Annotated in this window: 24 protein-coding genes and 2 pseudogenes; 6 read left to right on the top strand and 20 right to left on the bottom strand. The window is 67.7% G+C overall.

Annotation, left to right across the window (positions count from 1 at the left end):
- Nucleotides 1–41 precede the first annotated feature (41 nt).
- Nucleotides 42–991 (top strand): annotated as a pseudogene (gene hndA / locus JYJ84_RS05790) (2-hydroxy-1-naphthoic acid nonoxidative decarboxylase).
- 71 nt (nucleotides 992–1062) lie between these two features.
- Here hndA and JYJ84_RS05785 read toward each other — a convergent pair.
- The 17 genes and pseudogenes from JYJ84_RS05785 to JYJ84_RS05705 form a co-directional block, all read right to left on the bottom strand.
- Nucleotides 1063–1815 (bottom strand): transporter, encoded by a 753-nt coding sequence (locus JYJ84_RS05785; protein WP_236027180.1) that lies wholly within the window; start codon nucleotides 1813–1815, stop codon nucleotides 1063–1065.
- A 281-nt stretch (nucleotides 1816–2096) separates the two neighbouring features.
- Nucleotides 2097–2918 (bottom strand): alpha/beta fold hydrolase, encoded by an 822-nt coding sequence (locus JYJ84_RS05780; protein ID WP_122948559.1) that lies wholly within the window; start codon nucleotides 2916–2918, stop codon nucleotides 2097–2099.
- 36 nt (nucleotides 2919–2954) lie between these two features.
- Complete coding sequence (locus tag JYJ84_RS05775; RefSeq protein ID WP_043178943.1) at nucleotides 2955–3146, bottom strand: 2-hydroxymuconate tautomerase; 192 nt, start codon at nucleotides 3144–3146, stop codon at nucleotides 2955–2957.
- Nucleotides 3147–3174: 28 nt separating this feature from the next.
- Nucleotides 3175–3963 carry a 2-oxo-3-hexenedioate decarboxylase gene (gene dmpH / locus JYJ84_RS05770; RefSeq protein WP_175222195.1) on the bottom strand — a complete coding sequence of 263 codons (789 nt, stop codon included), beginning with the start codon at nucleotides 3961–3963 and terminating at the stop codon, nucleotides 3175–3177.
- On the bottom strand, nucleotides 3960–5006 hold the full coding sequence (gene dmpG / locus JYJ84_RS05765; RefSeq protein WP_175222194.1) for a 4-hydroxy-2-oxovalerate aldolase: 1047 nt from the start codon (nucleotides 5004–5006) through the stop codon (nucleotides 3960–3962). The genes dmpH and dmpG overlap by 4 nt, the downstream gene beginning before the upstream one ends.
- Before the next feature lie 40 nt (nucleotides 5007–5046).
- On the bottom strand, nucleotides 5047–5967 hold the full coding sequence (locus JYJ84_RS05760; protein ID WP_122948557.1) for an acetaldehyde dehydrogenase (acetylating): 921 nt from the start codon (nucleotides 5965–5967) through the stop codon (nucleotides 5047–5049).
- 40 nt (nucleotides 5968–6007) lie between these two features.
- The gene (gene dmpE, locus JYJ84_RS05755; RefSeq protein ID WP_175222193.1) at nucleotides 6008–6790 is read right to left on the bottom strand and encodes a 2-oxopent-4-enoate hydratase; all 783 of its coding nucleotides are present in this window, start codon (nucleotides 6788–6790) and stop codon (nucleotides 6008–6010) included.
- Nucleotides 6791–6818: 28 nt separating this feature from the next.
- A pseudogene (locus JYJ84_RS05750) lies at nucleotides 6819–8251 on the bottom strand (2-hydroxymuconic semialdehyde dehydrogenase).
- Nucleotides 8252–8340: 89 nt separating this feature from the next.
- Nucleotides 8341–8790, bottom strand: a complete 450-nt coding sequence (locus JYJ84_RS05745; RefSeq protein WP_175222191.1) for a heme-binding protein — start codon at nucleotides 8788–8790, stop codon at nucleotides 8341–8343.
- Nucleotides 8791–8812: 22 nt separating this feature from the next.
- Nucleotides 8813–9757 (bottom strand): catechol 2,3-dioxygenase, encoded by a 945-nt coding sequence (locus JYJ84_RS05740; RefSeq protein WP_174956692.1) that lies wholly within the window; start codon nucleotides 9755–9757, stop codon nucleotides 8813–8815.
- A 17-nt stretch (nucleotides 9758–9774) separates the two neighbouring features.
- On the bottom strand, nucleotides 9775–10131 hold the full coding sequence (locus JYJ84_RS05735; RefSeq protein WP_122948553.1) for a 2Fe-2S iron-sulfur cluster-binding protein: 357 nt from the start codon (nucleotides 10129–10131) through the stop codon (nucleotides 9775–9777).
- A 1-nt stretch (nucleotide 10132) separates the two neighbouring features.
- The gene (locus tag JYJ84_RS05730) at nucleotides 10133–11197 is read right to left on the bottom strand and encodes an NADH:ubiquinone reductase (Na(+)-transporting) subunit F (RefSeq protein ID WP_175222190.1); all 1065 of its coding nucleotides are present in this window, start codon (nucleotides 11195–11197) and stop codon (nucleotides 10133–10135) included.
- Nucleotides 11198–11222: 25 nt separating this feature from the next.
- Nucleotides 11223–11579 (bottom strand): phenol hydroxylase subunit P4, encoded by a 357-nt coding sequence (locus JYJ84_RS05725; RefSeq protein ID WP_122948551.1) that lies wholly within the window; start codon nucleotides 11577–11579, stop codon nucleotides 11223–11225.
- An 80-nt stretch (nucleotides 11580–11659) separates the two neighbouring features.
- Nucleotides 11660–13210, bottom strand: coding sequence for an aromatic/alkene/methane monooxygenase hydroxylase/oxygenase subunit alpha (locus JYJ84_RS05720; protein WP_175222189.1), 1551 nt, complete (start codon nucleotides 13208–13210; stop codon nucleotides 11660–11662).
- A gap of 38 nt (nucleotides 13211–13248) precedes the next feature.
- Nucleotides 13249–13518, bottom strand: a complete 270-nt coding sequence (locus JYJ84_RS05715) for an MmoB/DmpM family protein (protein ID WP_043178963.1) — start codon at nucleotides 13516–13518, stop codon at nucleotides 13249–13251.
- A 35-nt stretch (nucleotides 13519–13553) separates the two neighbouring features.
- Complete coding sequence (locus JYJ84_RS05710) at nucleotides 13554–14549, bottom strand: phenol hydroxylase (protein ID WP_122948549.1); 996 nt, start codon at nucleotides 14547–14549, stop codon at nucleotides 13554–13556.
- Nucleotides 14550–14565: 16 nt separating this feature from the next.
- Entirely contained in the window at nucleotides 14566–14778 is a 213-nt protein-coding gene (locus tag JYJ84_RS05705; RefSeq protein ID WP_307872093.1) for a phenol hydroxylase subunit, read from the bottom strand.
- A 304-nt stretch (nucleotides 14779–15082) separates the two neighbouring features.
- On the opposite strand from JYJ84_RS05705, the gene JYJ84_RS05700 reads away from it, so the two are divergent.
- Entirely contained in the window at nucleotides 15083–16771 is a 1689-nt protein-coding gene (locus JYJ84_RS05700; protein ID WP_175222188.1) for a sigma-54-dependent Fis family transcriptional regulator, read from the top strand.
- 1 nt (nucleotide 16772) lies between these two features.
- The gene (locus JYJ84_RS05695; protein WP_175222187.1) at nucleotides 16773–17528 is read left to right on the top strand and encodes a GntR family transcriptional regulator; all 756 of its coding nucleotides are present in this window, start codon (nucleotides 16773–16775) and stop codon (nucleotides 17526–17528) included.
- 24 nt (nucleotides 17529–17552) lie between these two features.
- Here JYJ84_RS05695 and JYJ84_RS05690 read toward each other — a convergent pair whose 3' ends face one another.
- Nucleotides 17553–18377, bottom strand: a complete 825-nt coding sequence (locus tag JYJ84_RS05690) for a phosphate/phosphite/phosphonate ABC transporter substrate-binding protein (RefSeq protein ID WP_174956687.1) — start codon at nucleotides 18375–18377, stop codon at nucleotides 17553–17555.
- A gap of 301 nt (nucleotides 18378–18678) precedes the next feature.
- Here JYJ84_RS05690 and JYJ84_RS05685 point away from each other — a divergent pair, with 301 nt between their 5' ends.
- From JYJ84_RS05685 to JYJ84_RS05675, 3 genes are all read left to right on the top strand, one after another.
- Nucleotides 18679–19704, top strand: a complete 1026-nt coding sequence (locus tag JYJ84_RS05685; RefSeq protein WP_122948544.1) for a fatty acid desaturase — start codon at nucleotides 18679–18681, stop codon at nucleotides 19702–19704.
- Between the two features lie 112 nt (nucleotides 19705–19816).
- Nucleotides 19817–20248 carry a hypothetical protein gene (locus JYJ84_RS05680; RefSeq protein ID WP_175222186.1) on the top strand — a complete coding sequence of 144 codons (432 nt, stop codon included), beginning with the start codon at nucleotides 19817–19819 and terminating at the stop codon, nucleotides 20246–20248.
- Nucleotides 20249–20400: 152 nt separating this feature from the next.
- Nucleotides 20401–21603: a benzoate/H(+) symporter BenE family transporter gene (locus tag JYJ84_RS05675; RefSeq protein WP_175222185.1), complete on the top strand. Its 1203-nt coding sequence runs from the start codon at nucleotides 20401–20403 to the stop codon at nucleotides 21601–21603.
- 25 nt (nucleotides 21604–21628) lie between these two features.
- Here the strand turns inward: JYJ84_RS05675 and JYJ84_RS05670 are convergent, their stop codons facing one another.
- Together JYJ84_RS05670 and JYJ84_RS05665 are read right to left on the bottom strand one after the other, a co-directional pair.
- Nucleotides 21629–22516, bottom strand: coding sequence for an NAD(P)H-binding protein (locus JYJ84_RS05670; RefSeq protein WP_175222184.1), 888 nt, complete (start codon nucleotides 22514–22516; stop codon nucleotides 21629–21631).
- A gap of 360 nt (nucleotides 22517–22876) precedes the next feature.
- Nucleotides 22877–23794, bottom strand: a complete 918-nt coding sequence (locus JYJ84_RS05665; protein ID WP_175222183.1) for an AraC family transcriptional regulator — start codon at nucleotides 23792–23794, stop codon at nucleotides 22877–22879.
- Between the last annotated feature and the right edge of the window lie 209 nt (nucleotides 23795–24003).

The following is a 24003-nucleotide window of genomic DNA, read 5'->3' as shown; positions in this document are numbered from 1 at the left end:
TCAGACGTTGCACCGCAGCGCACTTCCACAGGAGCCGAATCATGTCCGACCGCAACCGTATCGATGTTCACCAACACGTCGTCCCGCCGTTCTGGGCCGATGCACTGCCCGCCCACGGCGGCGATCCGTCCGGCTGGGGCAGCCCCACCTGGAGCCCGGAAGGCGCGATCGCGTTCATGGATTCGCTCGAGATCGAGACCGGCGTGCTGTCGCTGACGGCGCCCGGCGTCCAGGGCTGGAACGGCCAGGCCAAGCGCGACATGGCGCGCCAGGTCAACGAATACGTGGCCGGACTCGTCGCAAAGTGGCCGACCCGCTTCGGCAACTTCGCGACGCTGCCGCTGCCCGACGTCGACGGCACGCTCGCCGAAATCGGCCACGCGTTCGACACGCTGAAAGCCGACGGCGTCGTGCTGCTGAGCAACTACGGCGGCGTCTATCTGGCGATCCGGCCTTCGAATCCGTCTGGGCAGAACTCGACCGCCGCCGCGCGGTCGTGTTCATCCACCCGGCGAAGCCCGCGATCGATGCGATACCCGGGATGCCCGGCCCGCTGCTCGACTATCCGTTCGATACGACGCGCACGGCCGTCCAGCTCGTGCTCAACGGCGTGATCGCGCGGCACCCGAACGTGCGGATCATCCTGTCGCACGCGGGCGGCTTCCTGCCGTACACCGCGTACCGCTTTGCCGAACTCGCACCGGGCGTGCGCAACGATGTGCCGAACCGTGACGGGCTGCTCGACCTGCTGCGCACGTTCTACTTCGATACCGCGCTGTCGTCGCCGTCCGCGCTGCCGAGCCTCACCGCGTTCGCGCACCCCGATCGCGTGCTGTACGGCAGCGACTTCCCGTACGCGCCGCCCGCAGTCAGCACGTCGTTCACCCACGCGCAGGATGCGTATGCGGCACTCGGCGCCGACCGCCACGCCGCGATCAACCGTGCGAACGCATTGCCGCTGTTCCCGCGTCTCGCTGCGCTCGCGCGGTAACGGATGACGCAGTAAAGCGTGACGCCCCGCAACGGCGGCGTCACGCGTGCAACCGGCTGCGCGCCGTCAGGTCAGAACGGAATGACGGCCTTCGCCCACACGGCCTCCCCGGCCGGCCGGTTGCGCACGAAGAACTCCTTCACGACCCGCGCTTCCACGCTGATCTTGCTGAACTGATAGCGAAATCCCGGCCCGATCGCGAAGGTCTGCCCGCGAAAGCCGTCGCCCGCGACCGGCTGGCCGTTCTGCATGTCGTCCGTGGTCTGCTTGACGAAGTAGCCGGACAACCCGACCCGCGCCTTCGGCGTGACCGCATAGCTCGCCGAATAGTCGACGTGAAACAGGTTCCCCGAGTGATAGTGCGTGTCGTTGTTCGGCGAGTTGAAGCTGTACGTGATCTTCGCGGACACCTCGACCTCGTCGTTCGGCAGCCACGACACGCCGAACACCGGCCGCGCGGTGTAGTAGTTCTTGCCCGTGTTCAGCGCCGAATGCGCGTCATACTGCCCGGTCGGAAACACGAACTCGATCGCCGCGACCGTGCGCAACGCGCCCGAACCCCACGCGATCAGCGCGGGGCTGACAATCAGGTCGCCGAGATTGGTGCGGTCGAACGACGCGCCGCCCGCATCGAGCGCAAGGTGCTGCATCGGCAGCACCGCATACGCGCCATAGCGCCCGCCGAGCACCGACAGGTTCGACATCCAGACCACGCGCGGAATAAGCACGTCCGCATCGAGCTTGAAGCCCGGCACCGAACCATTGCCGTGGGAATCGTTGAAGCGCGACGCGTGGTAATGCGTGTAGTACAGCAGCGCGTACAACCCGGCCGGCGGCAGCGCGCCGGCAAAAAATGCCTCGGCGCCCTCGCCGATCGTGTCGCCGCCGCCCTCCGCCGCCCTCCGTCGCCCATGCGCCCGTGCTCAATGCGATGCCCGCGCATGCGGCGAGCGAACACAACCCGAATGCAGACTTCCGTTTCATCGATGTCTCCAATATTCGTTCTACTGAATTGATTTTTTATAGGTGTGCCGTCATGGGCACCCGCATTGCCGCCGCTTGCGTCGGTGCTCGCTACGCGGCGGCAACACGTCCCGCCGATAGGCTATGCGCTGAAATGGTCGATGACGAGCTGGTTGAAGCGTGCTGCGTGCTCGATCTGCGTCCAGTGCCCGCACCGGCCGAACACGTGGAGCTGGGCATTCGGCAATAAATCGAGCAGTGTCAGCGAGCTGTCGAGCGGAATCACGCGGTCTTCGCGCCCGTGCACGATCAGCGTGTCGTGCGTCAGCGCGCGCAGCTTCGCTTCATCGCTTGCGAGCGCATCGACCCAGCGCTGGCGCGGCGCCGGAAACATGTTCGCGAACGCCTCCTGGTAGCCGGGCCGCACGCTCGCGTCGTAGCGCAGCTTCGCGAGTTCGTCGTTCACGAGCGCGCGATCGAACGCGAAGATGTCCAGCAGCGCGCGCATGTTGGCGATCGACGGCGTATAGCCCCATACCGCGTCGAGCCCTTCGGTCAGCGTGAAGCGCGTGCCGGCCGCGCCCATCAGCACGAGCTTGCCGACCCGCTCGGGCGCCCGGATCGCCAGCGCCAGCGCGAGCGCGCCGCCGAACGAATTGCCGACCACGTGCGCGCGCTCGATGTCGAGCGCGTCGAGCAGGCCGAGCGCGTGATCGACCCAGTGGTCCATCGAATAGCGGTATCCGGCCGGACGCTCGGTTTCGCCGAATCCCGCCATGTCCGGCGCGATCACGCGAAACTGCCGCGCGAGCGCGGGCATCGTGAGCCGCCAGTTCGCATAGGCGGTCACACCCGGCCCCGAGCCATGGATCAGCAGCACGGGCGGCCCGTCGCCGGCATCGTGATAGTTCGTGTCGATACCGCCGGCAACGATCCGGCGGCCGATTTCAGGATTGGATGACATGACGCTCCTTCAGTCGATTCATGGGGACGTGGCGCGTTACCGCCCGCGCTGTTTCGCGCTCTGCCCGCCGATCCCGAAATGCGCCTTCGGCATCTCGGTGATGATCACGCGCACCGATTCGACCGGCGCATCGAGCGAGCGATGAATGGCCTGCGTGACTTCGGCGATCAGGCGTTCCTTCTTGTCGTCGTCGCGGCCTTCGAGGATGTAGAGATGAGCAACCGGCACGATGGCCTCCTGTTTGGTCATGTTTCGTTCAGATGAAACGCAGGCCGATCGAGCCGATGTCCTGCACGCGCAGCGTCACGCTGTCGCCGGCTTCGACGGCCACCGCCTCGGTGATGCCGCCCGACAGGATCAGGCTGCCCGCGGGAATCGATTCGCCGCGCGCACCGAGGTGGTTCGCGAGCATCGCGACCGCGGCGGCCGGATGCCCGAGCACCGCCGCGCCGGCGCCGAACGCCACCGGCAGGCCGTTTTTCTCGAGCACGATGCCGAGCGTGCGCAGGTCGACGCCCTCCACCGCGAGCGGCCGCCCGCCCGCGACGAAGCGCGCGGCCGACGTGTTGTCGGCCACCACGCTCTTCAGGTCGAACTTGAAGTCGCGGTAACGGCTGTCGATCACCTCGATGCCGGCGATGACAAAATCCGTCGCGGCAAGCACCGCGCCGATATGGCAGCCCGGTCCTTTCAGCTCGGCCTTGGTCACGAATGCGATCTCGGGCTCCACCTTCGGATGGATCAGTGCCGACGTGTCGCACTCGCCGCCGTCGGGCAGGTCGTACAGATCGGTGAGGAAGCCGAACACGGGCGTATCGACGCCCATCTGGCGCATCTTCGCGTGCGACGTCAGGCCGGCCTTGTAGCCGACGATCCGCGCACCGCGCCCGAGTTGCCGGCGGCGGATGGCGTCCTGCACCGCGTAGGCATCGTCCCAGTCCATCTCCGGATGACGGTCGGTGATCTTCGGCGTGTCGCGCGCGTCGCGCATGCAGCCGTCGAGATGCTCGGCGAGCGCTTCGACGATATCGGTGGTCAGGTTCATGCAGCCTCCCGCTTGGCTTGCGCCGCGCGCGCCTTCGCGAGCGTCAGCGCGGTGTCTTCGATCATGTCCTCCTGCCCGCCGACCATCCCGCGCCGGCCCAGCTCGACGAGAATGTCGCGTGCCGGAATCCCGTGCTTGTCGCCCGCGCGCTTCGCGAACAGCAGGAACGAGCCGTACACGCCCGCGTAGCCGAGCGTCAGTGCGTCGCGGTCGAGCCGGATCGGGAAATCCATCATCGGCACGACGAGATCCTCCGCGACGTCCTGGATCTTCCACACGTCGACGCCCGTCTCGATGCCCATCCGCTCGCACACGGCAACAAACACTTCGAGCGGCGTATTGCCCGCGCCCGCGCCGAGCCCGGCCGCCGCGCCGTCGATCCGGTTCGCGCCGGCCTCGATCGCGGCGATCGAGTTCGCGACGCCCATCGCGAGGTTGTGGTGGCCGTGAAAACCGAGCTCCGTCTGCGGCTGCAGCGCGTCGCGCACCGCGCCGAGGCGCGCCTTCACGTCGTCGGGCAGCATGTAGCCGGCGGAATCGGTGATGTAGATGCAGTTCGCGCCGTACGACTCCATCAGCTTCGCCTGCTTCACGAGCCCTTCCGGGCTGTTCATGTGGCTCATCATCAGGAAGCCGACGGTATCCATGTCGAGCTTGCGCGCCATCGCGATGTGCTGCTCGGAGACATCCGCCTCGGTGCAGTGCGTCGCGACGCGGATCGTATGCACGCCGAGCGCGTGCGCCTCCTTCAGATGGTCGACGGTGCCGATGCCCGGCAGCAGCAGCGCCGATACCTTCGCGCGCTTGAGCAGCGGGATCACCGCGCCGAGGTATTCGGCGTCGGTGTGCGCGGGAAAGCCGTAGTTGACCGACGAGCCGCCGAGCCCGTCGCCGTGCGTGACTTCGATCAGCGGCACGCCGGCCGCGTCGAGCCCGGTCGCCACCGCGCGCATCTGGTCGAGCGTCATCTGGTGACGCTTCGGGTGCATGCCGTCACGCAGCGTCATGTCGTGGACGGTGATTCGCTTGCCTTTGAGGTTCATTGCCGTTTCCTTGTTCGTCCGGTCGTGGGATGAGCGCGCGTCAGGCTGCCTGCGCGGCCGGCTGGAGCGCGAGGCGGCCGGCCAGCAGCTCCTCGGCGAACATCTCGGCGGTGCGCGCGGCGGCGGCCGTCATGATGTCGAGGTTGCCCGCGTATTTCGGCAGGTAGTCGCCGAGGCCTTCGACTTCGAGGTAAATCGACACGCGGTTGCCGTCGAACACGGGCCCGTTGACGAGCCGGTAGCCGGGCACGTAGCGCTGCACGTCGGCGATCATCGCGTGCACCGATTCGACGATGCGCGCCTCGTCGGGTGCGGTCTCGGTCAGGCAGTGCACGGTGTCGCGCATGATCAGCGGCGGGTCGGCCGGGTTGATCACGATGATCGCCTTGCCTTCCTTCGCGCCGCCGACCTGTGCGACCGCCGCCGCCGTGGTGCGCGTGAATTCGTCGATGTTCTTGCGCGTGCCGGGGCCGACCGAGCGCGACGACACCGTCGCGACGATCTCGCCGTAGGCAACCGGCTGCACGCGGGACACCGCGCGCACCATCGGGATCGTCGCCTGGCCGCCGCACGTGACCATGTTCACGTTCATCTCGCCGGAGCCGATGTGCTCCATCAGGTTCACGGGCGGCACGCAGTACGGGCCGATCGCGGCCGGCGTCAGGTCGATCATCAGCACGCCGAGCGCATTGAGCTTGCGGCTGTTCTCCGCGTGCACATACGCGCTCGTCGCGTCGAACGCGATCTGCACGCCGTCGGCCTGCACGTGCGGCAGCAGGCCGTCAACGCCGTCCGCGGTCGTCTTCAGGCCGAGTTCGCGCGCACGCTTCAGGCCGTCGGAATCGGGATCGATGCCGACCATCCAGACGGGTTCGAGCACGGGGCTGCGCATGAGTTTGGCGAGCAGGTCGGTGCCGATGTTGCCGGGGCCGATCAGCGCGCAGCGGATCTTTCGGGTCATGGGGAATTCCTCGTTTGCCAGTGAAGGGGAACGGCGCCGCTCACGCGAACCGCACCGAACATGCGCCGATCCCGCCGATCGACACGCGGAAGTTGTCGCCGGGGCCGGCCGGCGCCATCGCGGCGAGCGCGCCGGACAGGATCACTTCGCCGGCCTTCAGCGGGATGCCGAGCCGGCCGAGCGTATTGGCGAGCCACGCGACGGCATTGACCGGCGAGCCGAGCGCGGCCGCGCCGGCGCCGGTGCCGATCACGTCGCCGTTCTTCTCGAGCACCATCCCGCAGGTCGCGAGATCGACGCGGCGCGTGCTCACCGCCTGGTCGCCGAGCACGAACACGCCGCACGACGCGTTGTCGGCCACGGTGTCGCCGATCCGGATCTTCCAGTCGCGAATCCGCGAATCGACGATCTCGAAGCACGGCATCACGCACTCGGTCGCGGCCAGCACCATTGCGTTCGTCACGCCGGGCCCGAGCAGGTCGCGCTTCAGCACGAACGCGATCTCGCCTTCGGCCTTCGGCTGGATCAGCGTGTCGAACGCGATGCACGCGCCGTCGCCGTAGACCATCCCCGACAGCAGGTAGCCGAAATCGGGCTGGTACACGCCGAGCATGTCCATCACGGCCTTCGACGTGACGCCGATCTTCTTGCCGATCACGGTTTCCCCGGCGTCCAGGCGGCGCTGCACGAAGCGCTGCTGGATCCGGTATGCGTCGTCGACCGACAGGTCCTCGTGCTGCGACGTCAGCGGCGCGATGGGCGTGCGCGAGGTCATCGCGTCGTACAGCCGGTCGCCCAGCGCGGTAATCAACGTGGAGTCCATAAGAGTGTTCCGATCAGTAACGGGTGGGTCAGAGCTTGATGCAGACGTTGCGCAGTTCCGTATAGAACTCGAGCGAATGCACGCCGCCTTCGCGGCCGATGCCCGATTGCTTCGCGCCGCCGAACGCGGTGCGCAGGTCGCGCAGGAACCAGGAATTGACCCACGCGATGCCGACGTCGATCGACGCGGCGACACGATGCGCACGGGACAGGTTGGTGGTCCAGATCGCGGTCGACAGCCCGTATGCGTTCGCATTCGCGCGGCCGATCACCTCGGCTTCCGAATCGAACGGCATCACGAGCGTGCACGGCCCGAAAATCTCGTCGCGCGCGATCGGCGAATCGTCGCCGAGGCCCGTCCAGATGGTCGGCTGCACCCACGCACCGTCGCGCAGGTCGTCCGGCATGGACGGCACGCCGCCGCCCGTCACGACCGTCGCGCCGAGTTCTGCCGCCTGGCGGTAGTACGACAGCACCTTGTCGCGGTGCTCCTGGCTGATCAGCGGGCCGATGCCGGTCGTGTCCGCTTCCGGGCGGCCCGGCCGCAGTTGCTCGGCACCAGCCTTCAGCGCGGCGACGAAGCGCTCGAACAGCGGACGCTCGACATACACGCGCTCGGTGCCGAGGCACACCTGCCCGGCGTTCGCGAAGCACGAGCGCAGCGTGCCTTCGACAGCCGCATCGAAATCGCAATCGGCGAACACGATCGCCGCGTTCTTGCCGCCCATCTCGAGGCTGACCGGCCGCGCGCCGTCGGCCGCCGCCTTCATGATCGCCGCGCCGGTGCGCGTCTCGCCGGTGAACGTGATCGCGTTCACGCCCGGATGGGTCGTCAGGAATTCGCCGGCCGAGCCGGGCCCGAACCCGTGCACGACGTTGTAAACGCCGCGCGGCACGCCGGCTGCGTTCATCACCTCGCCGAGCAGCGCGGCCGTCTGCGGCGTTTCCTCCGACGGCTTCACGACCACCGTGTTGCCGCATGCGAGCGCGGGGCCGACCTTCCACGTCATCAGCAGCAGCGGCAGGTTCCACGGGCAGATCACGCCGACCACGCCGACCGGGCGGCGGATCGCGTAGTTGAGCGCGCCCGCGCCGTCCGGCGTTGCCATTTCGAAGGTTTCGCCCGGCACGTTCTTCACGACGTCGGCGAACACCTTGAAGTTCGCCGCGCCGCGCGGGATGTCGATGTGGCTCGCAAGGCTGACCGGCTTGCCGGTATCGGCCACTTCGGCTTCGAGAAAATCGTCGAAGCGGCGCGTGATGCCGTCGGCCACCGCGTACAGGATGTCGACGCGGCCGTGCAGGCGGCGCGCGCGATCACGGCGTTGTCGAGCGGCGAGCGCTTGTCGAACCAGCGGTCGCCCGCGCGATAGTCGCCGTCGATGAAGTTGCGGACGCGCCGCGGTTCCGGCTGCCCGCCGGCGGGGCCGCGTGTCGCGGCGAGAGATTCCGTGTCGTACATGATGTGGTTGCCGATAGTCGTGAATCCGTGATCCGGCGCGGTCGCGAAGGACGTTCGCGCGCCGCGTGCCGTGTTGCGTATGCCGCCCGTCACCCGCCGCCGAAGCCGGCCGCGTCGAGGCCTGCACGCGCGCATTGCTCGTCCTGCGCCTCGCTGCCGCCCGATACGCCGATGCCGCCGATCAACGCGCCGTCGTCGACGATCGGCAGCCCGCCGCCGAACGCGACGAAGCGCGGGCGCAACACGAGCCCCTGCCGCACGGCCGCCGAATGCGTGGCCAGCGCGTCGTGCCACGCACCGGTCGGCAAGCCGAAGCTCGCGGCCGTGTACGCCTTGTCGATCGCGATGTCGATCGAATGCAGCGGCGCGCCGGGCATTCGCACGAATGCCGCGAGCAGGCCGGCCGCATCGACGACCGCGACGTTCACGCGCACGCCGAGCCGCTCGGCCGCCTCTGCCGCCGCCTGCGCGGCGCGCGACGCGGCGGGCCAGTCGATCGTGCGCGTGACGACGCTGCGGGTCGAATCGTTGCTAGCCATGACGTTGTGCTCCTTGCGTGGGTCAGGTGTAGACGGTCGTGAACGCTTCGTTCAGTTCACCGGAATGGAAGAAGATCCCGCGCCCGAGCTCTTCCTCGGTCCACGTCGTGACCGGGCGGTCGGGCTGCGCGAGATAGCCGAGCCCCGCGAAGGTTTCGTTGCGGTTGCCGCTCGGATCGAAGAAATAGATGGTCGTGCCGCGCGTGATGCCGTGCCGCGTCGGCGCGACGTCGATCTTCACCTTGTTCTTCGCCATCACGTCGGCCGACTTCAGCACGTCGGCCCAGTCGTCGAGGAAGAACGCGATGTGATGCAGCCCGTTGCGCGGGCCGCCGACGAACGCGATGTCGTGCGGCGTCGAGCTGCGGAACATCCACGTCGCGGCCTGGATCGTGTTGCCCGGGCCGACCATGACCTGCTCGGCCAGATGGAAGTCCAGACACTCGGCCATGAAGCGCGTGTTCTCCTCGACACGGTTCACGCCGGCTTCCGGGTTCAGCTCGCACATCAGCAGGCAGTGGTCGAGCCAGTGCACGGCCGAGCCCGGAATGTCGTCGGGCCACGGATCGGGATTCAGCGAGCCGACCGCGGTGCCGACCAGCTCCTTCTTCGCGAAGAGGCGCAGCTCGTGCCCGCTCGGCAGCAGGAAGCGCAACTGGCGGCCCACCGCCGGCAGCGCGCCCTCGGGCAGCATCTCCGTCCGGATGCCGTACGCCTCGATCCGCTGCTGCAACGCGTCGAGATCGGCGTCGTGCTCGACCTTGTAAGCCGCATGCTTGAGCCCCGCCTGATCGGACGGCGACAGGATCAGCGAGTACCGATCCCATTCGTCCCAGCATTTCAGGTACACGTTGCCGGCCGCATCGCGCATCGTCTCCTGCATGCCGAGCACGCGGATGTAGTGACGCAGCGCCGCCTCCATGTCCATCACCTTCAGATTGACATGACCAATACGCATCACACCCATGGTGAGTCTCCTCCTGGTTACTTGTTGAATATCGGCGCCCCGGCGCAGGCCGAGCCGCAGAAAAACGGCTTTTTCAGCCGACCCGCCACTTCCAGCTCGACGTCGCCGTCCGGCGCGACGCGGCACGCGAGCGCATAGCCGTCGCGCTCTTCGTCGGCGCTCACGTGCGCGCGGCTGATCGGCCCGAGCCGATGCACGGCGCCGCGCAGCACACGCACCTTGCACACGCCGCACCCGCCGTTCAGGCAGCCGACCGGGATGCCGCGCCGGCCGAGCTTCGCCATACCGGCCAGCAGCGATTCGCCGGACGCGCACGCATAGCGCTCGTCGGTCTGCGCGATCGTTACCGTGGCGCACACGCGGCCCGCGTCCATCTCACACCCGCCGGAACAGCGGGCTGCGCGTCTGTTGCGCGTCGGCCGCCGAGATGAACTTCTCGTGATAGATGTCGCGCTCGAACAGGCGGCCCTTCATCAGCGCGGTGATGCACGCGTCGATCATCGCGGGCGGCCCGCACAGGTAGGCCTGATGACCCGAGAAGTCGCCGTCGAAATGCGTGTTCGCGACGTCGTGCACGAACCCTTGCGCGACCCCGCCGCCCGCATCCGCTGCGCCTTCGGACAGCGCCGGCACATACGTGAAGTTCGGGTAACGCTCGGCGAGCGCACGGAATTCGTCGTGGTAATAGAGTTCCTTCGCGTTGCGCTGGCCGTAGACCAGCGTGATCGGCGCGGTGACGCCGCCGTCGAGCAGGTCCGCGATCATCGAGCGCGGGCTCGACAGGCCCGAGCCGCCGGCCATGAAGATCATCGGCAACGCGGCCGAGCGGCGCACGAAGAAGCGGCCGTACGGGCCCGACAGCCGCACGCGGTCGCCGGTCGCCAGTTGCTCGTGCAGGTAGCCGGTGCCGAGCCCGCCCGGCACCTGCCGCACGTTCAACTCGATCTCGCCGGTGGCGGCGACGTCGGCCGGTGAATTCGCAATCGAGAACGCGCGGCTCTGCCCGAGCCCCGGAATCTCGAGCTGCACGTACTGGCCAGCCTGAAAATGGATCGGCTGCGACAGCTTCAGGCGGATCGACTTGATGGTCGGCGTGAGTGGCTCGATGCGCGTGACGTCCGCCGCGAAATCCTTGACCGGGATGATCTCGGCGTCGGGTTCCTCGTCGACGTCGGCCTCGATCACGGTGTCGGCCTGCAGCGTCGCGCAGCACGCGAGCGCCTTGCCCTCCTCGCGCTCGAAGTCCATCAGCGCGAACGGGTTCGCGTCGCCGAGATCGGTCTCGCCGTCGAGCACCGCGACCTTGCAGGTGCCGCACAGCCCGTGACAGCACGCGTGCGGAATGTAGATGCCCTGGCGCAGCGCCGCGTCGAGCATCGTCTGTCCTTCCTCGACCTCGATCGTGACGCCCAGCGGCTCGATGGTTAGTTGGTGGCTCATGATGGTTCGCCCGTCCGCGTCGCGGTCAGAAGCTCGCGCCGCCGAGGCCGTCGAGGCCCGGCGTGCGGAAGCTGATCAGGTCCTTGTGCCCGAGGCCGTTGCCGGCCAGGCTCTTCTCCGCGTCCGGCGCCCAGGGCTCGCCCGAGCGGAACCACTCGACGCGATCCCAGTCGATCTTCGCGAAATCCGGGTGGTAGCCGTAGACGGGCGGCAGCACGTCGCGCGCGAGCGCGCCGAACGGCAGGTCCGGCGGCAGCGGCAGGCAGAACGGCGCCGGGAACATCAGGTGGTCTTCCCAGCACACGTAGAGCAGCGGTGCGGGAAACTTCCCGACCGCGTCCTTGATCGGGAAGTCGTAGGGTTTGAGCGCGATGACGGCCATGCTTGTCTCCTGTCGGCCGGCGTTCGCGCGTGCGCGCGTGCGCCGGTCTCGTTCAAGGTTTCGTCGGTGTGACGTATTGATCAGTTGCTCGTGGCCTGGCCACGCCATGCCGCGAAGTTCTTCTGGTCTTCCGAGCCTTCGAAATCGAGGTTGTCTCGGCCCATGCCCACCGCGTAGTAATCGAGCACGGCGGCGAGCGGATCGAAGCCTTCCGCGCTCGGGTCCGCATCGGGCGGGAAGCAGTTGCCCTGGTGGATCTGGTGCACGGGCAGCCACGCCTGCACGTACTTCTGCGGCTCGTGATCGAAGATTTCCTTGCAGTGATCGCTGCAGAAATGGAACTTGTTGCCGAGGTAGTCCGATTCGCGCGCACCGATCTTCCGCGGGTTGCCGGGCTCGGTGAACAGCATCGGGATCTGGCAGGTCTGGCACAGCATCGGCAGCGTCTTCATGTAGAAGCGGTTGCCGGCCTTCGCCTGCTCGCCCCAGTAGTCGAAGCGCGGGCGGTAGTAGCGGTCGAACGAGTCGGGATACTTCGCGGACAGCCACGTCATCTCGTCCTCCGTCGGCACCCACGTGTGGAACGCGGACGCCGCGTTGAAGCCGTAGAACGTCGACCAGGCCTGGTGGCTGATGTGATCCTTGCCTTCGCACGCGTCCTGCCAGCCCTTCGGCTCGCGAATGCCGTAGCGCGCGAGATCCTTGAACAGCGCGCCGCCGTTCTGCTCCGCGTACATTTCCCACGATTCGCGCCAGCTCATTACGCGCTTCGGCTGCATGTAGTCCATCATCATCGCGACGAGCGTCAGCAGCCGGTAGCCGCGCCAGAACCACTTGTCGATCCAGCGCTGCACGATCGGCACGTTGCCCGGGTCCTGCTCGAGCAGGAACTTGATGCACTCGATGCCGAGCGTCATGTGGCGCGATTCGTCCGACTGCGCGGAAAAGCCGAACGTGACGGTCGACATGTCGCCGTTGTACGCCGCGCCCGACATGAACGGCACGAACAGCAGGTTCGTCAGCACGTATTCGAACGAGAAGCTCACGGCGGTCAGGAACTCGAACGGCCCCGACGAGTACGCATCCTCGAAGAACGACTTCGGCACCGACAGGTACCAGACGCGATCGAACCAGTGATTCGAGTGATGGAAGCCGTTGAAGAACTTGTTGTACGTCGACATCGCGTGCGTTTCGGTCTGGTAGTGCCGCAATTCGTCGATCGACTGCATCTGGCACGCGATGCGCGCGCCCTCGCCGGTGAAGTGCCGGCCGACGTGCGCGAAGCCGCGATGCGCGAGGTATTCGAGCGGCGTCACGCCCTGGATGAACAGCTTCAGCGCGTTGATGTAGCGAGCATCGGTCACGCCGAGGAACGCGTTGTTCTGCGTGAACGCGTCGATCACCGCGTACAGCTTCTTTTCCTTCTCGCCCTGGTATTTCCAGTACGCGTCCATCGTCAGGCGAAACGGGTCGACCCACTTGTCCCAGTCGTGGATCTTGATGCCCTCGTAGCGGTCGTACGGGAAGACCTTGTCCATCGGCTGGTAGGTCGTCTCCCAGCCGAGGCCGCGCGTCATCGCCGCGTAGCGGTCCTTCAGGCCGAGTTTTTTCTTGAGCGTTGGCGTGTCCATTCGTGTCTCCGGTGTTGTCGGTGCGCGTGGCGCGTCGTTCAGTGCGACCAGCTCAGCGTGAACTGGTCGTCGTCCTCGTCGATATGGCCGGACAGCGTGATCAGGTTCACCTGAAGCTGCTGCAGGTCGAAGCGCGTGCCGGTCAGTTCCTCGATCGTTTCGCGGCGGATCGTCAGCCGGTCGGGCGAATCGATCTTGACCATCCCGGGCGACTCGACCACCACCGCGAGCGGGTTGTCGGCGACGATCGCCTCGACGATCGGTCTGGACTCCTCATTGGCCTGGAAGGCGATGAATACGTTGGACATGCTGGTTTCCTGGATGAAAGGTGGGCGGCCCGGGCTCAGAGCACGATGCCGAGCTTCGCGACACGCGTATGGAACTGTTCCCGCACTTCGTCGAGCGCCGCGCGGCCGTCGTCCTGCAACGCCAGCGCCGCCACCGGCGCGAGCGCAGCTTCAGCCCGTGCGGACCAGTCGCGCGTCCAGCGTGCCAGCAGCGCGCGGTTGTCGTCGGATTCGGCGGCCATCGTCTTCACGACGGCATCGATCCAGCGGTTCGATTCGGTGTGCCATTCGGGCATGAACGCGGTCAGCATCGCCACCGCCGAGCCGCCCGCGAGCGCGATCCGTTCGTCGACGAAGCGGTCGTACACGAGCGGGTAAAGCAGCCCGTCGAGCGCCAGGTTCTGCGCGACGAACAGCTCGACCGGATCGGCGACCACCAGCGTGTCCTCGACGTAGCGCCGCAGCGGCTGCCACGCGGCGCCGGTCGTCCACGCCGCCTTGGCGGTATCGAGCACGTCGGGCTCGGCCATCGCGAGCGCGAGCCGCGTGAGGTACTGCGCGACCCCGAGGTTGTCCATCGCGTGGAACATCGCGGGCGCCGTGAACGCGGTGCCGTAGCCGAGCGCGCAGACCTGCGCGTTGTTCATGTTCGCGCCCCAGGCCGCGTGGCGCAGCGGCACCAGCACGTCGAGCGCGTGCGCGGCGACGTCGTCGCGCATCAGGCCGATCATCCGGCGCGACTCGACGAACTCGAAGTTCGCTTCCATCGTGTCCTGCTGGCGCGCCCGCGTGGTCGCCCACGACGCGTAGTAGAACTGGCGCGGATCCTTCAGCGCGTACCAGTTCGCCATCCGGATCGCCGAGCGCGACGCGTCGAAGATCTCGTAATCGGGATCCCACGTCGGGCGGTAATGGAAGTTCGCCTGGGGCTGCGCGCCCATCATGCCTTCCTGGTAGCGCGTCGCCGTCTTGTCGCCGCCGATGTTCTGCGCCACGTGCGCAAAGGTGTGCCGGAGCGGCTTGATGTCGACTGTCTTCAGCTCGATGGTCACTTCTTGCTCCTCAAGGTCATGGGTTCGCTTCGACGTCCAGCCGCGTGACCTGCTGTTCGCGGCAGAACGCGTCGAAGGCGGCAGGAGGCAACGTCAGCTCGACGCACAGCTCCGGCGCGCCGCCGATCGACAACTCGAATTCGACGAAGCCGCGGGTGTTCGTGCCGGTGACGCGGACGCACTTGCGGCCCGGGTCGAGCGGGGAAAGATCGGTATCGGGTGGATTCATGATCGGTGTCGCCTCCATGCCGTCCTTCAATGCAGCATCCGTGCCACGCGAGTCCGGTTCGACAAAAAATCTCGATAATTCAGGGAAAGCCCTGACGCAAAGTTCAATTTCGCGATCCACAATGGCGGTTAACCAGAAGGGAAAACGCGCCCGATCAATCGCGCCAAACGCCTGATTCGGCGGCCCTCTTCATCATTTGAGCAACCCGGCGGCACGCATTTGATGAAATGATCAAACGGTTGCCCGGGTTGGGGCGCCGCTTGCGGAAATTTCGAAAATCACGAGAAATCTCGACGGAGGAGACATGACGCGGCCCAGCCTGCCCCCCTTGCCGCCGGACACCGACCTGCGCAAGCTGATCCATTTTTCGGCGAGCGACGGCCGCATCTGGCTCGCCGGACAGCGGATGGTGCTGCTCCATGCCGGCGCGCTGGCGACGCTGCGCCAGGAGCTGATGGAAAGCGTCGGGCCGGCGCAGACGCGGCGGTTCTTCACGCGCGTCGGCTTCGCCGCCGGCGAACGGGACGCCGCGCTCGCCCGCGAGATCCGCAGCGGCGCGTCGCTGTTCGACATGTTCCACGTCGGCCCGCAGCTGCACATGCTCGAAGGCGCCGTGCAGGTCACGCCGTTGCGCTTCGAGGCCGATCCCGCGACGGGCGCGTTCTATTGCGAATACCGCTGGGAACATTCATGGGAGGCCGACGTGCACCGCCGCACGTTCGGGCCGCAGCCCGAGCCGGTGTGCTGGATGCTGATCGGCTATGCGACCGGCTATACGAGCGCGTTCATCGGCCGGACGATCCTGTTCAAGGAAACGAGCTGCGTCGGCATGCAGGACCCGCACTGCACGATCGTCGGCAAGCCGGCCGAGGAATGGCCCGACGCCGAGGAAATCTCGTCGTGGTTCAAGGCCGATTCGCTGATCAACACGATCCGCGACCTGCAGACCGAGGTCGAATCGCTGCGCCTCGAGATCGCGCCCGACGATGGCCGCACGCGGCTCGTCGGACGCTCCGACGCGTTTCGCGCCGCCTATGCGCTGCTCGAGACGGCCGCACCGACCAAGGTGGCCGTGCTGCTCACCGGAGAGACGGGCGTCGGCAAGGAGCGCTTCGCCCGCGCGCTGCACAGCCTCAGCCCGCGCGCCGCGAAGCCGTTCGTCGCGATCAACTGCGCGGCCATTCCGCACGCGCTGATCGAATCGGAACTGTTCGGCGCGGAGAAAGGCGCATTCACGGGCTCGCAGGTCGCGCGCGCCGGGCGCTTCGAGCGCGCGAACGGCGGCACGCTGTTCCTCGACGAGATCGGCGAGTTGCCGCTCGACGTGCAGGCGAAGCTGCTGCGCGTGCTTCAGGAAGGCGAGGTCGAACGGCTCGGTGCGACCGACGGCAGGAAGGTGGATGTGCGCGTCGTCGCGGCGACCAACCGCGATCTCGAACAGGCCGTGCGCGACGGCACCTTCCGCGCCGACCTCTACTACCGGATCAACGTCTACCCGGTGCTGATTCCGCCGCTGCGCGACCGGCAGGACGACATCGCGCTGCTCGCCGACGCGATGCTGGAACGCTTCGCGTCGCTGCACGGCAAACCGGCGCCCACGCTGACCGACTATGCGTACGACGCGCTGCGCGGCTACCGGTGGCCCGGCAACGTGCGCGAGCTCGAGAACCTGATCGAGCGCGCGGTGATCCTGTCGCGCCCCAACCGGCCGGTCGACGCGAAGGACCTGTTCCCCGGCGTCGGTCTGCCCGGCGGCTCGACCGTCGACCGTGCGGGGCAGATCAAGCCGGCCGCCGCGCTGTCGATCGACTGCGCGACGATCCTCGACCAGTTGCAGGGCGGCGGCGGGCTCGACGGCCTCGAGCGCGCGCTGCTGCACGAGGCCGTCGATCGCGCGAACGGCAACCTGTCGGCCGCCGCCCGCCTGCTCGGGCTGACGCGCGCGCAGCTCAGCTATCGCCTCAACCGCAAACAGGATCAGGAGGAGGCATAACATGAACACCATCCTGCCCGCCCACCCGTTCGCCGACGCGCTGCCCGACGACACGCCGCCCGCGATCGAGCCGGCCGCCGACGACGCGGTCGAACCGCATGCGCGCACGCTCAGCGAGCATGCGTACCACCAGCTTCGCCAGCACATCATCGAAGGGCACTACCCGCCCGGCGCGAAGCTGCGCGTCGAGCACCTGAAGAACGTGTACGGCGTCGGCGCGGGTACGCTGCGCGAGGCGCTCACGCGGCTGGTCAGCGATGCGCTGGTCGTCGCCGAAGGGCAGCGCGGGTTTCGCGTCACGCCGATGTCGGTCGAGGATCTCGAAGCGATCACGCGGCTGCGCATCCATATCGAGGTCGACGCGCTGCGCGAATCCGTGCGGCGCGGCGACGATGCGTGGGAACAAAGAGTGCGGCAGAGCTTCGAGATGCTGTCGGCGTGGGAGCAGCCGGTATCGATCGAGCACCGCACCGCGTGGGAAGCGTGCAACCGGCGCTTTCACGAAGCGCTGATCTCGGCGGCCGCGACGCCGTGGACCTATCTGATCCTGCGCATGCTGTCGCAGCAAAGCGAACGTTACCGGCGCGTGTGCATCGGGCTCGGCGATTCGAAACGCGACGTGCATGCGGAGCACACATGCCTGTTCGAAGCCGCGATGCGGCGCGCCGATGCGCGCGCGGCGCTCGCGCTCGAAGACCATATCGGCACGACGCTCGCCGTCGTGCGCAACGCGCCGCCCGGCACGCTGCCGTTCTAGCGCTTCAATGCGCGCTCGCGGCGCTCAGGCCAGCGCGGGATAACCGTGCGCGGCCGCCTGCTGCTCGAACCGCGCAATCGTATCGTAGTCGGCTGGCGACAGCCGTTCGAATCCCTTCAGCCGCAACACGCGCGCCCGTTCCGCATCGGCCGCGACCGCGCGGTCGAGCGCATCCTGCAATGCGGCGACCTGTGTGGCTTCGAGTGCTCTCGATGCGATGAACGGCAACCCCGGCGCGAGCGCCGTCATCCCGACGATCCGGATGTCCTTCAGCAATTCGGGCAGCGCGTCGCGCACGTATGCGAACGTCACGCAGTCGATCGCCGCGCAATCGGCTTCCCTCGAAGCGAGCGCACGCAGCACGTTCAGGTGCGAGCCGAGCGCCGCAACCGATCCGAAGAATCGTCCGTCGCGCGCATGCGGCGCAACCGCATGCCGGAGCGCGTTCATCCCGCTGTGCGAATCTGCACCGTTGAATGCGGCCCGCAGCCCCCGGCATGCAGCGAGCGTCGTCGCGCCGCCCGCATGCGCGTGTGCCGACACGGCCAGCACGCTGCTGTAGTGCGCGCCGTGGCAACCGTCCGCGTCGAACACGGGGGTCGCGATCAATCGCACTTCATCGCGCAAGCCCAGCATCCGGTACGGGTAGCCGCAGGTCTGCGACAGCAGCAGATCGTCGCGCCGCCACAGCGCATGCAGGTCGTCGAACGGTGCGTCGGGAAGCGCGACATCGGCGGGCCCGCCCGCGTTCGCGAACGCATCGAGTGCGTCGCGCAGCAGCGCGCGCCACAGCGCGTCGTGGCGCGGCGTCACGTTGTACATCGGCAGGGTGGCGATCCAGAGGCTCATGCGGGCATTCTACGCATCGCCGCGCGGGCAACGGAACCCGGTTCGATCCCGGCAAAACGGGGGCCGAACGTTGCGCGGTGCGCCTGAAGCTTATCGGCCCCGCGACGATAAGCAAATCCGAATCGATTGGTTGGCCGCGCGGCGCGATCCCGGTACCGTCCAGATGCCTGCTTGAGCATCGCCACCGCGCGTGATGCCGGACAGGCCGACCGTGATCCGCGAGACACCTGCGCACCCGGGCCGAGCTGGCCGGTTCAACCGCGCGTTCCCCGCACCGCCCGTTCACTCCCGCCTCAACGCCATGGCCGAATACTTCGACGTCGACCACGCGCGTGCGATTGCCGCGCTCGACACCCGTTTCACCGCCCGCACCGAGTGGCCGACCTGGCTGCTGGTCGTCGCGATCTACGGCGGCTGGCTCGCCGTGCTGCTGCTCGTGCGCGACGGCACCCTGTCGCTCGCGGCCGCGACGCCGCCGCTGATCCTGCTCGGAGCATGGCACCTGTCGCTGCAGCACGAGCTGCTGCACGGCCATCCGACGCGCTCCGCGCGCGTGAACCAGCTGCTCGGCTATCCGCCGCTGACGGTCTGGTATCCGTACACGCTGTATCGCGACACGCATCTCGACCATCATCGCGACGAAGACCTGACCGTGCCGGGCGTCGATCCCGAAACGAATTACGTCACGCGCGAGCGCTGGGCGCGGCTGCCGCGCTGGCGCCGCGTGCTGACGCTCGCACGCAAGACCTTCGTCGGTCGCTTCATCGCCGGGCCGCCGCTGAGCATCGCCGCGATGGGCGTCGACGCATTCACCGCGTTCCGGCGCGGCGACTTCCGCTATCTGCCGATGTGGGCGACGCACGTCGCCTGCGTGGTGGCGCTGCTCGCGTGGCTGCAATGGGCGATCGGCGTGCCGTGGTGGTACTACCTGCTCGCGGTGACCTGGCCCGCGTTGTCGATCGCGATGATCCGCTCGCTGTACGAGCACCGCGCCGCGCCGCATCCGAAGGCGCGCATCGCGATCAATGAAGCCGGCTTCGCGATGCGGCTGCTGTACCTGAACAACAACTATCACCTCGTCCATCACGACTTGCCGAAGCTGCCGTGGTACGACCTGCCGCGCGCATACCGGATGCGCCGCGACGCGTATGCGGAGAAATGCGGCGGCTTCGTGATTCGCGGCGGGTATCGCGAACTGCTGGCGCGCCATGCGTGGACGCCGACCGATACGCCCGTGCATCCGTTCGAGCAGGGCACGGCGTCGTTGTCGACGGGGCGGGGCGTGAAGGTGGCGGTGGTCGACGAGGTGTTGCAGATCAGTACGTGACCCTGGAGCGATGCGCGTCGCCGGCGGCGACAACGCAACGATCCCGCCGCTTCCGGTAGAGTCTCCACCGGGGAATCGGGCCACGGACATCCGGCAGGAGAAGACGCCAAGCATGCACGCACCAGAATCGACATCACACACGCGCAACGGAATCCGGCGCGTCCTGGCGGCCCTCCTGCTGACCCTGCTTCCACTGACCGGATTCGCGGAAGGCACCGTCGGATTCCGCGACGACATCCTGCCCCTGTTCCGCAACAAGCCGGCGCTCGAGCGCTTCGTCCTGGCAAGCTTCGAGATTCGCGGCGCCGCGGTCGGCATCCGCCTCTCGGGTGCCGCCATCCCCGGCTTGTCCGGCGCGAGAATCGGCCCCTACACGGTGCCCGTCGACTGGAACGATCACGGCAAGCCGGTTCCCGCCACGCTGACGATCTACACGACCCAGACCTTTTACGACAGCCACGGCCGCACGCTCGAAGGCGATCTGACACAGGCGGTCAAGGTCGTGGAGCACGTCGATTCGATCTCCGTCGATCCGGCTCGCTAACCGCCGAAATCTTACGAAATACCAACAACATCGCTCATACCCGCACATTGCCAATTGCATCGGCAATGCCCAGAATGACGGCTCGTCCGGGGCTTCCAACAATCATTCGCCCCGGCTCTGCCCCCGGCCGCGCGCCGCACTTCCCCACGACGATGCAACCGAACACCCCGCCCGGCGCGATCCGCGCGATCGGCAACGACTGGTCCGTATCCGCGATTACCGCGGGCTTTCTCGCGGTATTGATTTCCTATGCGGGCCCGCTCGCGATCTTCTTCCAGGCCGCGCAGGCAGCCCATGTGTCCGACGCGATGGTGTCGTCGTGGGTCTGGGCGATCTCGATCGGCGCGGGCATATCGGGCCTGTTCGCGAGCTGGAAGCTGAAGGTGCCGGTCATCACCGCGTGGTCGGCGCCCGGCACCGCGCTGCTCGTCGGCCTGTTTCCGCAACTGACGCTCAACCAGGCCGTCGGCGCGTACCTCACGGCCGCGCTGATCATCCTGCTGATCGGCGTGACCGGCTATTTCGACCGGCTCGTCCGCCACATTCCGCGCGGCATCGCGTGCGGGATGATGGCCGGCATCCTGCTGCCGTTCGGCACGCATGCGTTCGCCGCCGCGTCGGAACAACCCGCGCTCGCGTTCGGGATGATCGCGGCCTACGTGATCTTCAAGCGCCTGCTGCCGCGCTACAGCATCGTGCTCGTGCTGCTCACGGGCGCCGCGCTCGCGACGCTGCTCGGGATGACGCATCTCGGCAACGTATCGGCGAGCATCGCGCACCCGATCTTCATCGCACCCGAATGGACGCTCGGCACGACGCTCAGCCTCGCGCTGCCGCTCGTCGTCGTCAGCCTCACCGGCCAGTTCCTGCCGGGCATGACGATCCTGCGCGTGTCCGGCTATCACACGCCTGCACGCCCGATCATCACGGCGACCAGCGTGATGTCGCTCGCGGTCGCGTGCTTCGGCGGGATCACGATCGTCGTCGCGGCGATCACGGCTGCGCTGTGCACCGGCAAGGACGCGCACGAGAACCCCGACCGGCGCTACATCGCCGGGCTCGCGAACGGGGCGATCTACCTGGTCGGCGGGCTGTTCGCGGGCACGATCGTCACGGTGTTCTTCGCGCTGCCGAAGGCATTCGTCGCGATCCTCGCGGGCCTTGCGCTGATCGGCGCGATCGGCGCGAACGTGCACGGGATCTTCGAGGACGAGAACCACCGCGAGGCGTCGCTGATCACGTTCCTCGCGACCGCATCAGGCATGACGTGGCTCGGGCTCGGCTCCGCGTTCTGGGGAATCGTGATCGGGTCGCTTTCGTATGCGGTACTGAACAAGGTGCGGCGACCGGCGTGATGCGCAACGCCAGTCGCCACCGCCGTTACCGCGCGTGCTGGCGCACCAGTTGCGCGAGGGCATCAGTCAGCGTCGTCGTCCCGTAAAGCCGCTCCGACACACCGTCCTCGACGTCGATCTGCCCGGCGTTGTGCACGTCGTAGAGATCGACGATCAACTGCGCATGGCGTTCGCTGAGGCCCGCGCGCAGCAGCGTCGCGGCCCATGTATCGCGCGGCAGCTCATGCGCGACGATCGCGCGGCCGGCCGCCGCGCCAAGCGAATCGGCGATCGCCGTCACGCTCACCCGCCGCGGCCCTTCGACACTGACGATGCGCGGCCCGTTGCCGCCTTCGGGCGCATCGAGCAGCAGCCGCGCCGCGAGCACACCCACATCGGGCGCCCAGACCGTCGGGAACGCCTTGCCGACCGGATGGTGAAAGCTCGGCAGCACGCCGGTGCCGAGCGCGACCGGCAGGATGCGCGTCCAGTTCTGCAGATGCTCGGCCGAACGCAGCAGCGTCACGTGCGTCGGGATCGTCTTCAGCCGTTCCTCGAAGTGATGAAACAGGCGGGTGATGCCCGTATTGCCGTCGCGCTCCGCGCCGTAGTCCGACAGCGCGAGCAGCACCGGCGGCGGGTTGGCGGCGAGCGCGGCGGTCGCCACGTCAATCGTCCGCGTCATCGTCGCGGCCGGGTCGGGGTCGGCGACGGGTACCGGGCACAGTATCTGCACGGCCCGCGCGCCGTCGATGGCCGACGCGATCGCGTTCGTGTCCGTCAGCTCGGCGATCACGACGTCGCAGCCGAGCTGCGCGAAACGTTCACGATGGCGTGCGTCGCGCAACACCGCGCGCACGGGATGGCCGGCATTGCGCAAGGCCGTCACGGTCGACTGGCCGACGTTGCCGGATGCACCGAAGATCACGAACACGATTCGCTCCTGAGGGGATGAAGGTGCGTTGATTGTCGGGTTGGGCGGCCGGCCCGGCGCGCATGGAGGGATGAATACAGCAGGAAAGGATGATGGATTGGGAGGTGGCGGCCATGCGAGCCGTCCGTTGCCTCGCTGGTCGCTTCGAATCCTGCGGTCTGCCGATGACGAGCAGCGACACACTGGCGATGGATGAGCCGCTCACGCCCGAGGCGCTGCGCTTCAGTTGGCTCGTCGAGACAGGGGACGGTGCAGCGCGTTCCGGATGAGGGCGAACGCGGTCATTGTCCAGCGGCCTGTTGGACAATGCCCCCGAGATCCGAAGCGACGAGTCATGTCCGAAGCGGTGCCATCGCTCCGCTACGCCCCACTCCCGCTTCCCTCGCCGTCATAAGCCAGCCGCAGCCCGCCACGCGCGCCCGACCGCGCAATCTCGGTCGGCGTCGCGCCCAGCGCGCGATTCATCCAGTTCGCCATGTGGCTCTGGTGTGCAAACCCGGCTTCCAGCGCGATCTGGCTGATGCTGAGCCGGCCTTCGAGCAGCAGCGCCTTCGCGCGCTCGACCCGGCGCCGTACGACGTACTGGTGCACGGGCATCCCGAGCGTTTCGCGGAACAGCACCTTGAAATGCGGCACGCTGATCGACACGAGCGCCGCGAGTTCGGCAAGCGTCATGCGCCGGTCGAGGTTCGCTTCGACATAGTCGATCACGCGCGCGGCCGCCTTCGGCGCGAGGGTGCGGCGGCGCTCGCGAAACGCCGGCTGGCCGTCGACCAGCCGCGCGACGAGCGCCGTGCACAGGCTTTCCGCATAGAGCGGATCCGACGCGTCGTCCGCTTCGAGTTCGGCGGCCATCGCCCACGCGATGTGCTGCAGGCGCGGGTCGCGCACCTGCAGCCGGCGGCGGATCTGCCCCTGCGACGGCTTCAGCTCGAGTTGCTCGACGGTCCGCCGCACGAACGTGTCGCTGAGCGCGATATGGAGGATCTGGCAGTCGGCGCTGTCGGTCCACTGGCCGGGCAGGCCGGCCGGAATCACGTCGACGTCGCCATGCGCCTGGATGCGCGACACGCGCTCGCCGTCGCACACGCAATCCGCGCGAACGGGCGACCCGATATGCACGCCGATCCGGTGATGCTCGGCCGCCGGAATCCGGTAGGTGCCCGCGCGGATCTCCAGCAGCGACGCGCCGAAGCCCTGCCAGCCGAGCCCGCGGCTGGAGCGCAGGCTGACCGGGACGCCGTTGTCCGTCGGCGCCGCGAGAATCGCATCGCTCATGGCCTTCCTCCCGTGGATGGGGATGTCGAACGCGCATTGTGACGCGTTTTCGGGCCGCCTGCCGGGCCTGCCGGGACGCGCCCGGGCCGAGCAGAAAAAGATCATCCGTTTCTGCTCGCGGCCATCCTTGCGTGTGCGCCGGCGGGCGCGGCGCCGCTTACGATGGCCCCATCCGACACCTACGGAGACCGTCATGCCCCATCAGTGCC

The sequence above is a fragment of the Burkholderia sp. LMG 13014 genome (assembly GCF_905232215.1).
In the GTDB taxonomy this organism is placed as follows: Bacteria; Pseudomonadota; Gammaproteobacteria; order Burkholderiales; family Burkholderiaceae; genus Burkholderia.
The sequence above is the reverse complement of the archived record's forward strand: the minus strand, read 5'-3'. Positions and strand labels throughout refer to the sequence as shown.

Excerpts from the sequence above, each read along its gene's own strand:
- JYJ84_RS05705 (WP_307872093.1), bottom strand. The coding sequence starts at position 14,778 with ATGAATCCACCCGATACCGATCTTTCCCCGCTCGACCCGGGCCGCAAG.
- JYJ84_RS05745 (WP_175222191.1), bottom strand. The coding sequence starts at position 8,790 with ATGGCTAGCAACGATTCGACCCGCAGCGTCGTCACGCGCACGATCGAC.
- JYJ84_RS05760 (WP_122948557.1), bottom strand. The coding sequence starts at position 5,967 with ATGACCCGAAAGATCCGCTGCGCGCTGATCGGCCCCGGCAACATCGGC.
- JYJ84_RS05735 (WP_122948553.1), bottom strand. The coding sequence starts at position 10,131 with ATGGACGCGGGCCGCGTGTGCGCCACGGTAACGATCGCGCAGACCGAC.
- JYJ84_RS05730 (WP_175222190.1), bottom strand. The coding sequence starts at position 11,197 with ATGAGCCACCAACTAACCATCGAGCCGCTGGGCGTCACGATCGAGGTC.
- JYJ84_RS05695 (WP_175222187.1), top strand. The coding sequence starts at position 16,773 with ATGAACACCATCCTGCCCGCCCACCCGTTCGCCGACGCGCTGCCCGAC.
- JYJ84_RS05675 (WP_175222185.1), top strand. The coding sequence starts at position 20,401 with ATGCAACCGAACACCCCGCCCGGCGCGATCCGCGCGATCGGCAACGAC.
- JYJ84_RS05685 (WP_122948544.1), top strand. The coding sequence starts at position 18,679 with ATGGCCGAATACTTCGACGTCGACCACGCGCGTGCGATTGCCGCGCTC.
- dmpG (WP_175222194.1), bottom strand. The coding sequence starts at position 5,006 with ATGAACCTCAAAGGCAAGCGAATCACCGTCCACGACATGACGCTGCGT.
- JYJ84_RS05740 (WP_174956692.1), bottom strand. The coding sequence starts at position 9,757 with ATGGGTGTGATGCGTATTGGTCATGTCAATCTGAAGGTGATGGACATG.
- JYJ84_RS05665 (WP_175222183.1), bottom strand. The coding sequence starts at position 23,794 with ATGAGCGATGCGATTCTCGCGGCGCCGACGGACAACGGCGTCCCGGTC.
- JYJ84_RS05725 (WP_122948551.1), bottom strand. The coding sequence starts at position 11,579 with ATGGCCGTCATCGCGCTCAAACCCTACGACTTCCCGATCAAGGACGCG.
- dmpE (WP_175222193.1), bottom strand. The coding sequence starts at position 6,790 with ATGGACTCCACGTTGATTACCGCGCTGGGCGACCGGCTGTACGACGCG.
- JYJ84_RS05720 (WP_175222189.1), bottom strand. The coding sequence starts at position 13,210 with ATGGACACGCCAACGCTCAAGAAAAAACTCGGCCTGAAGGACCGCTAC.
- JYJ84_RS05700 (WP_175222188.1), top strand. The coding sequence starts at position 15,083 with ATGACGCGGCCCAGCCTGCCCCCCTTGCCGCCGGACACCGACCTGCGC.
- JYJ84_RS05780 (WP_122948559.1), bottom strand. The coding sequence starts at position 2,918 with ATGTCATCCAATCCTGAAATCGGCCGCCGGATCGTTGCCGGCGGTATC.
- JYJ84_RS05715 (WP_043178963.1), bottom strand. The coding sequence starts at position 13,518 with ATGTCCAACGTATTCATCGCCTTCCAGGCCAATGAGGAGTCCAGACCG.
- JYJ84_RS05680 (WP_175222186.1), top strand. The coding sequence starts at position 19,817 with ATGCACGCACCAGAATCGACATCACACACGCGCAACGGAATCCGGCGC.
- dmpH (WP_175222195.1), bottom strand. The coding sequence starts at position 3,963 with ATGAACCTGACCACCGATATCGTCGAAGCGCTCGCCGAGCATCTCGAC.
- JYJ84_RS05690 (WP_174956687.1), bottom strand. The coding sequence starts at position 18,377 with ATGAGCCTCTGGATCGCCACCCTGCCGATGTACAACGTGACGCCGCGC.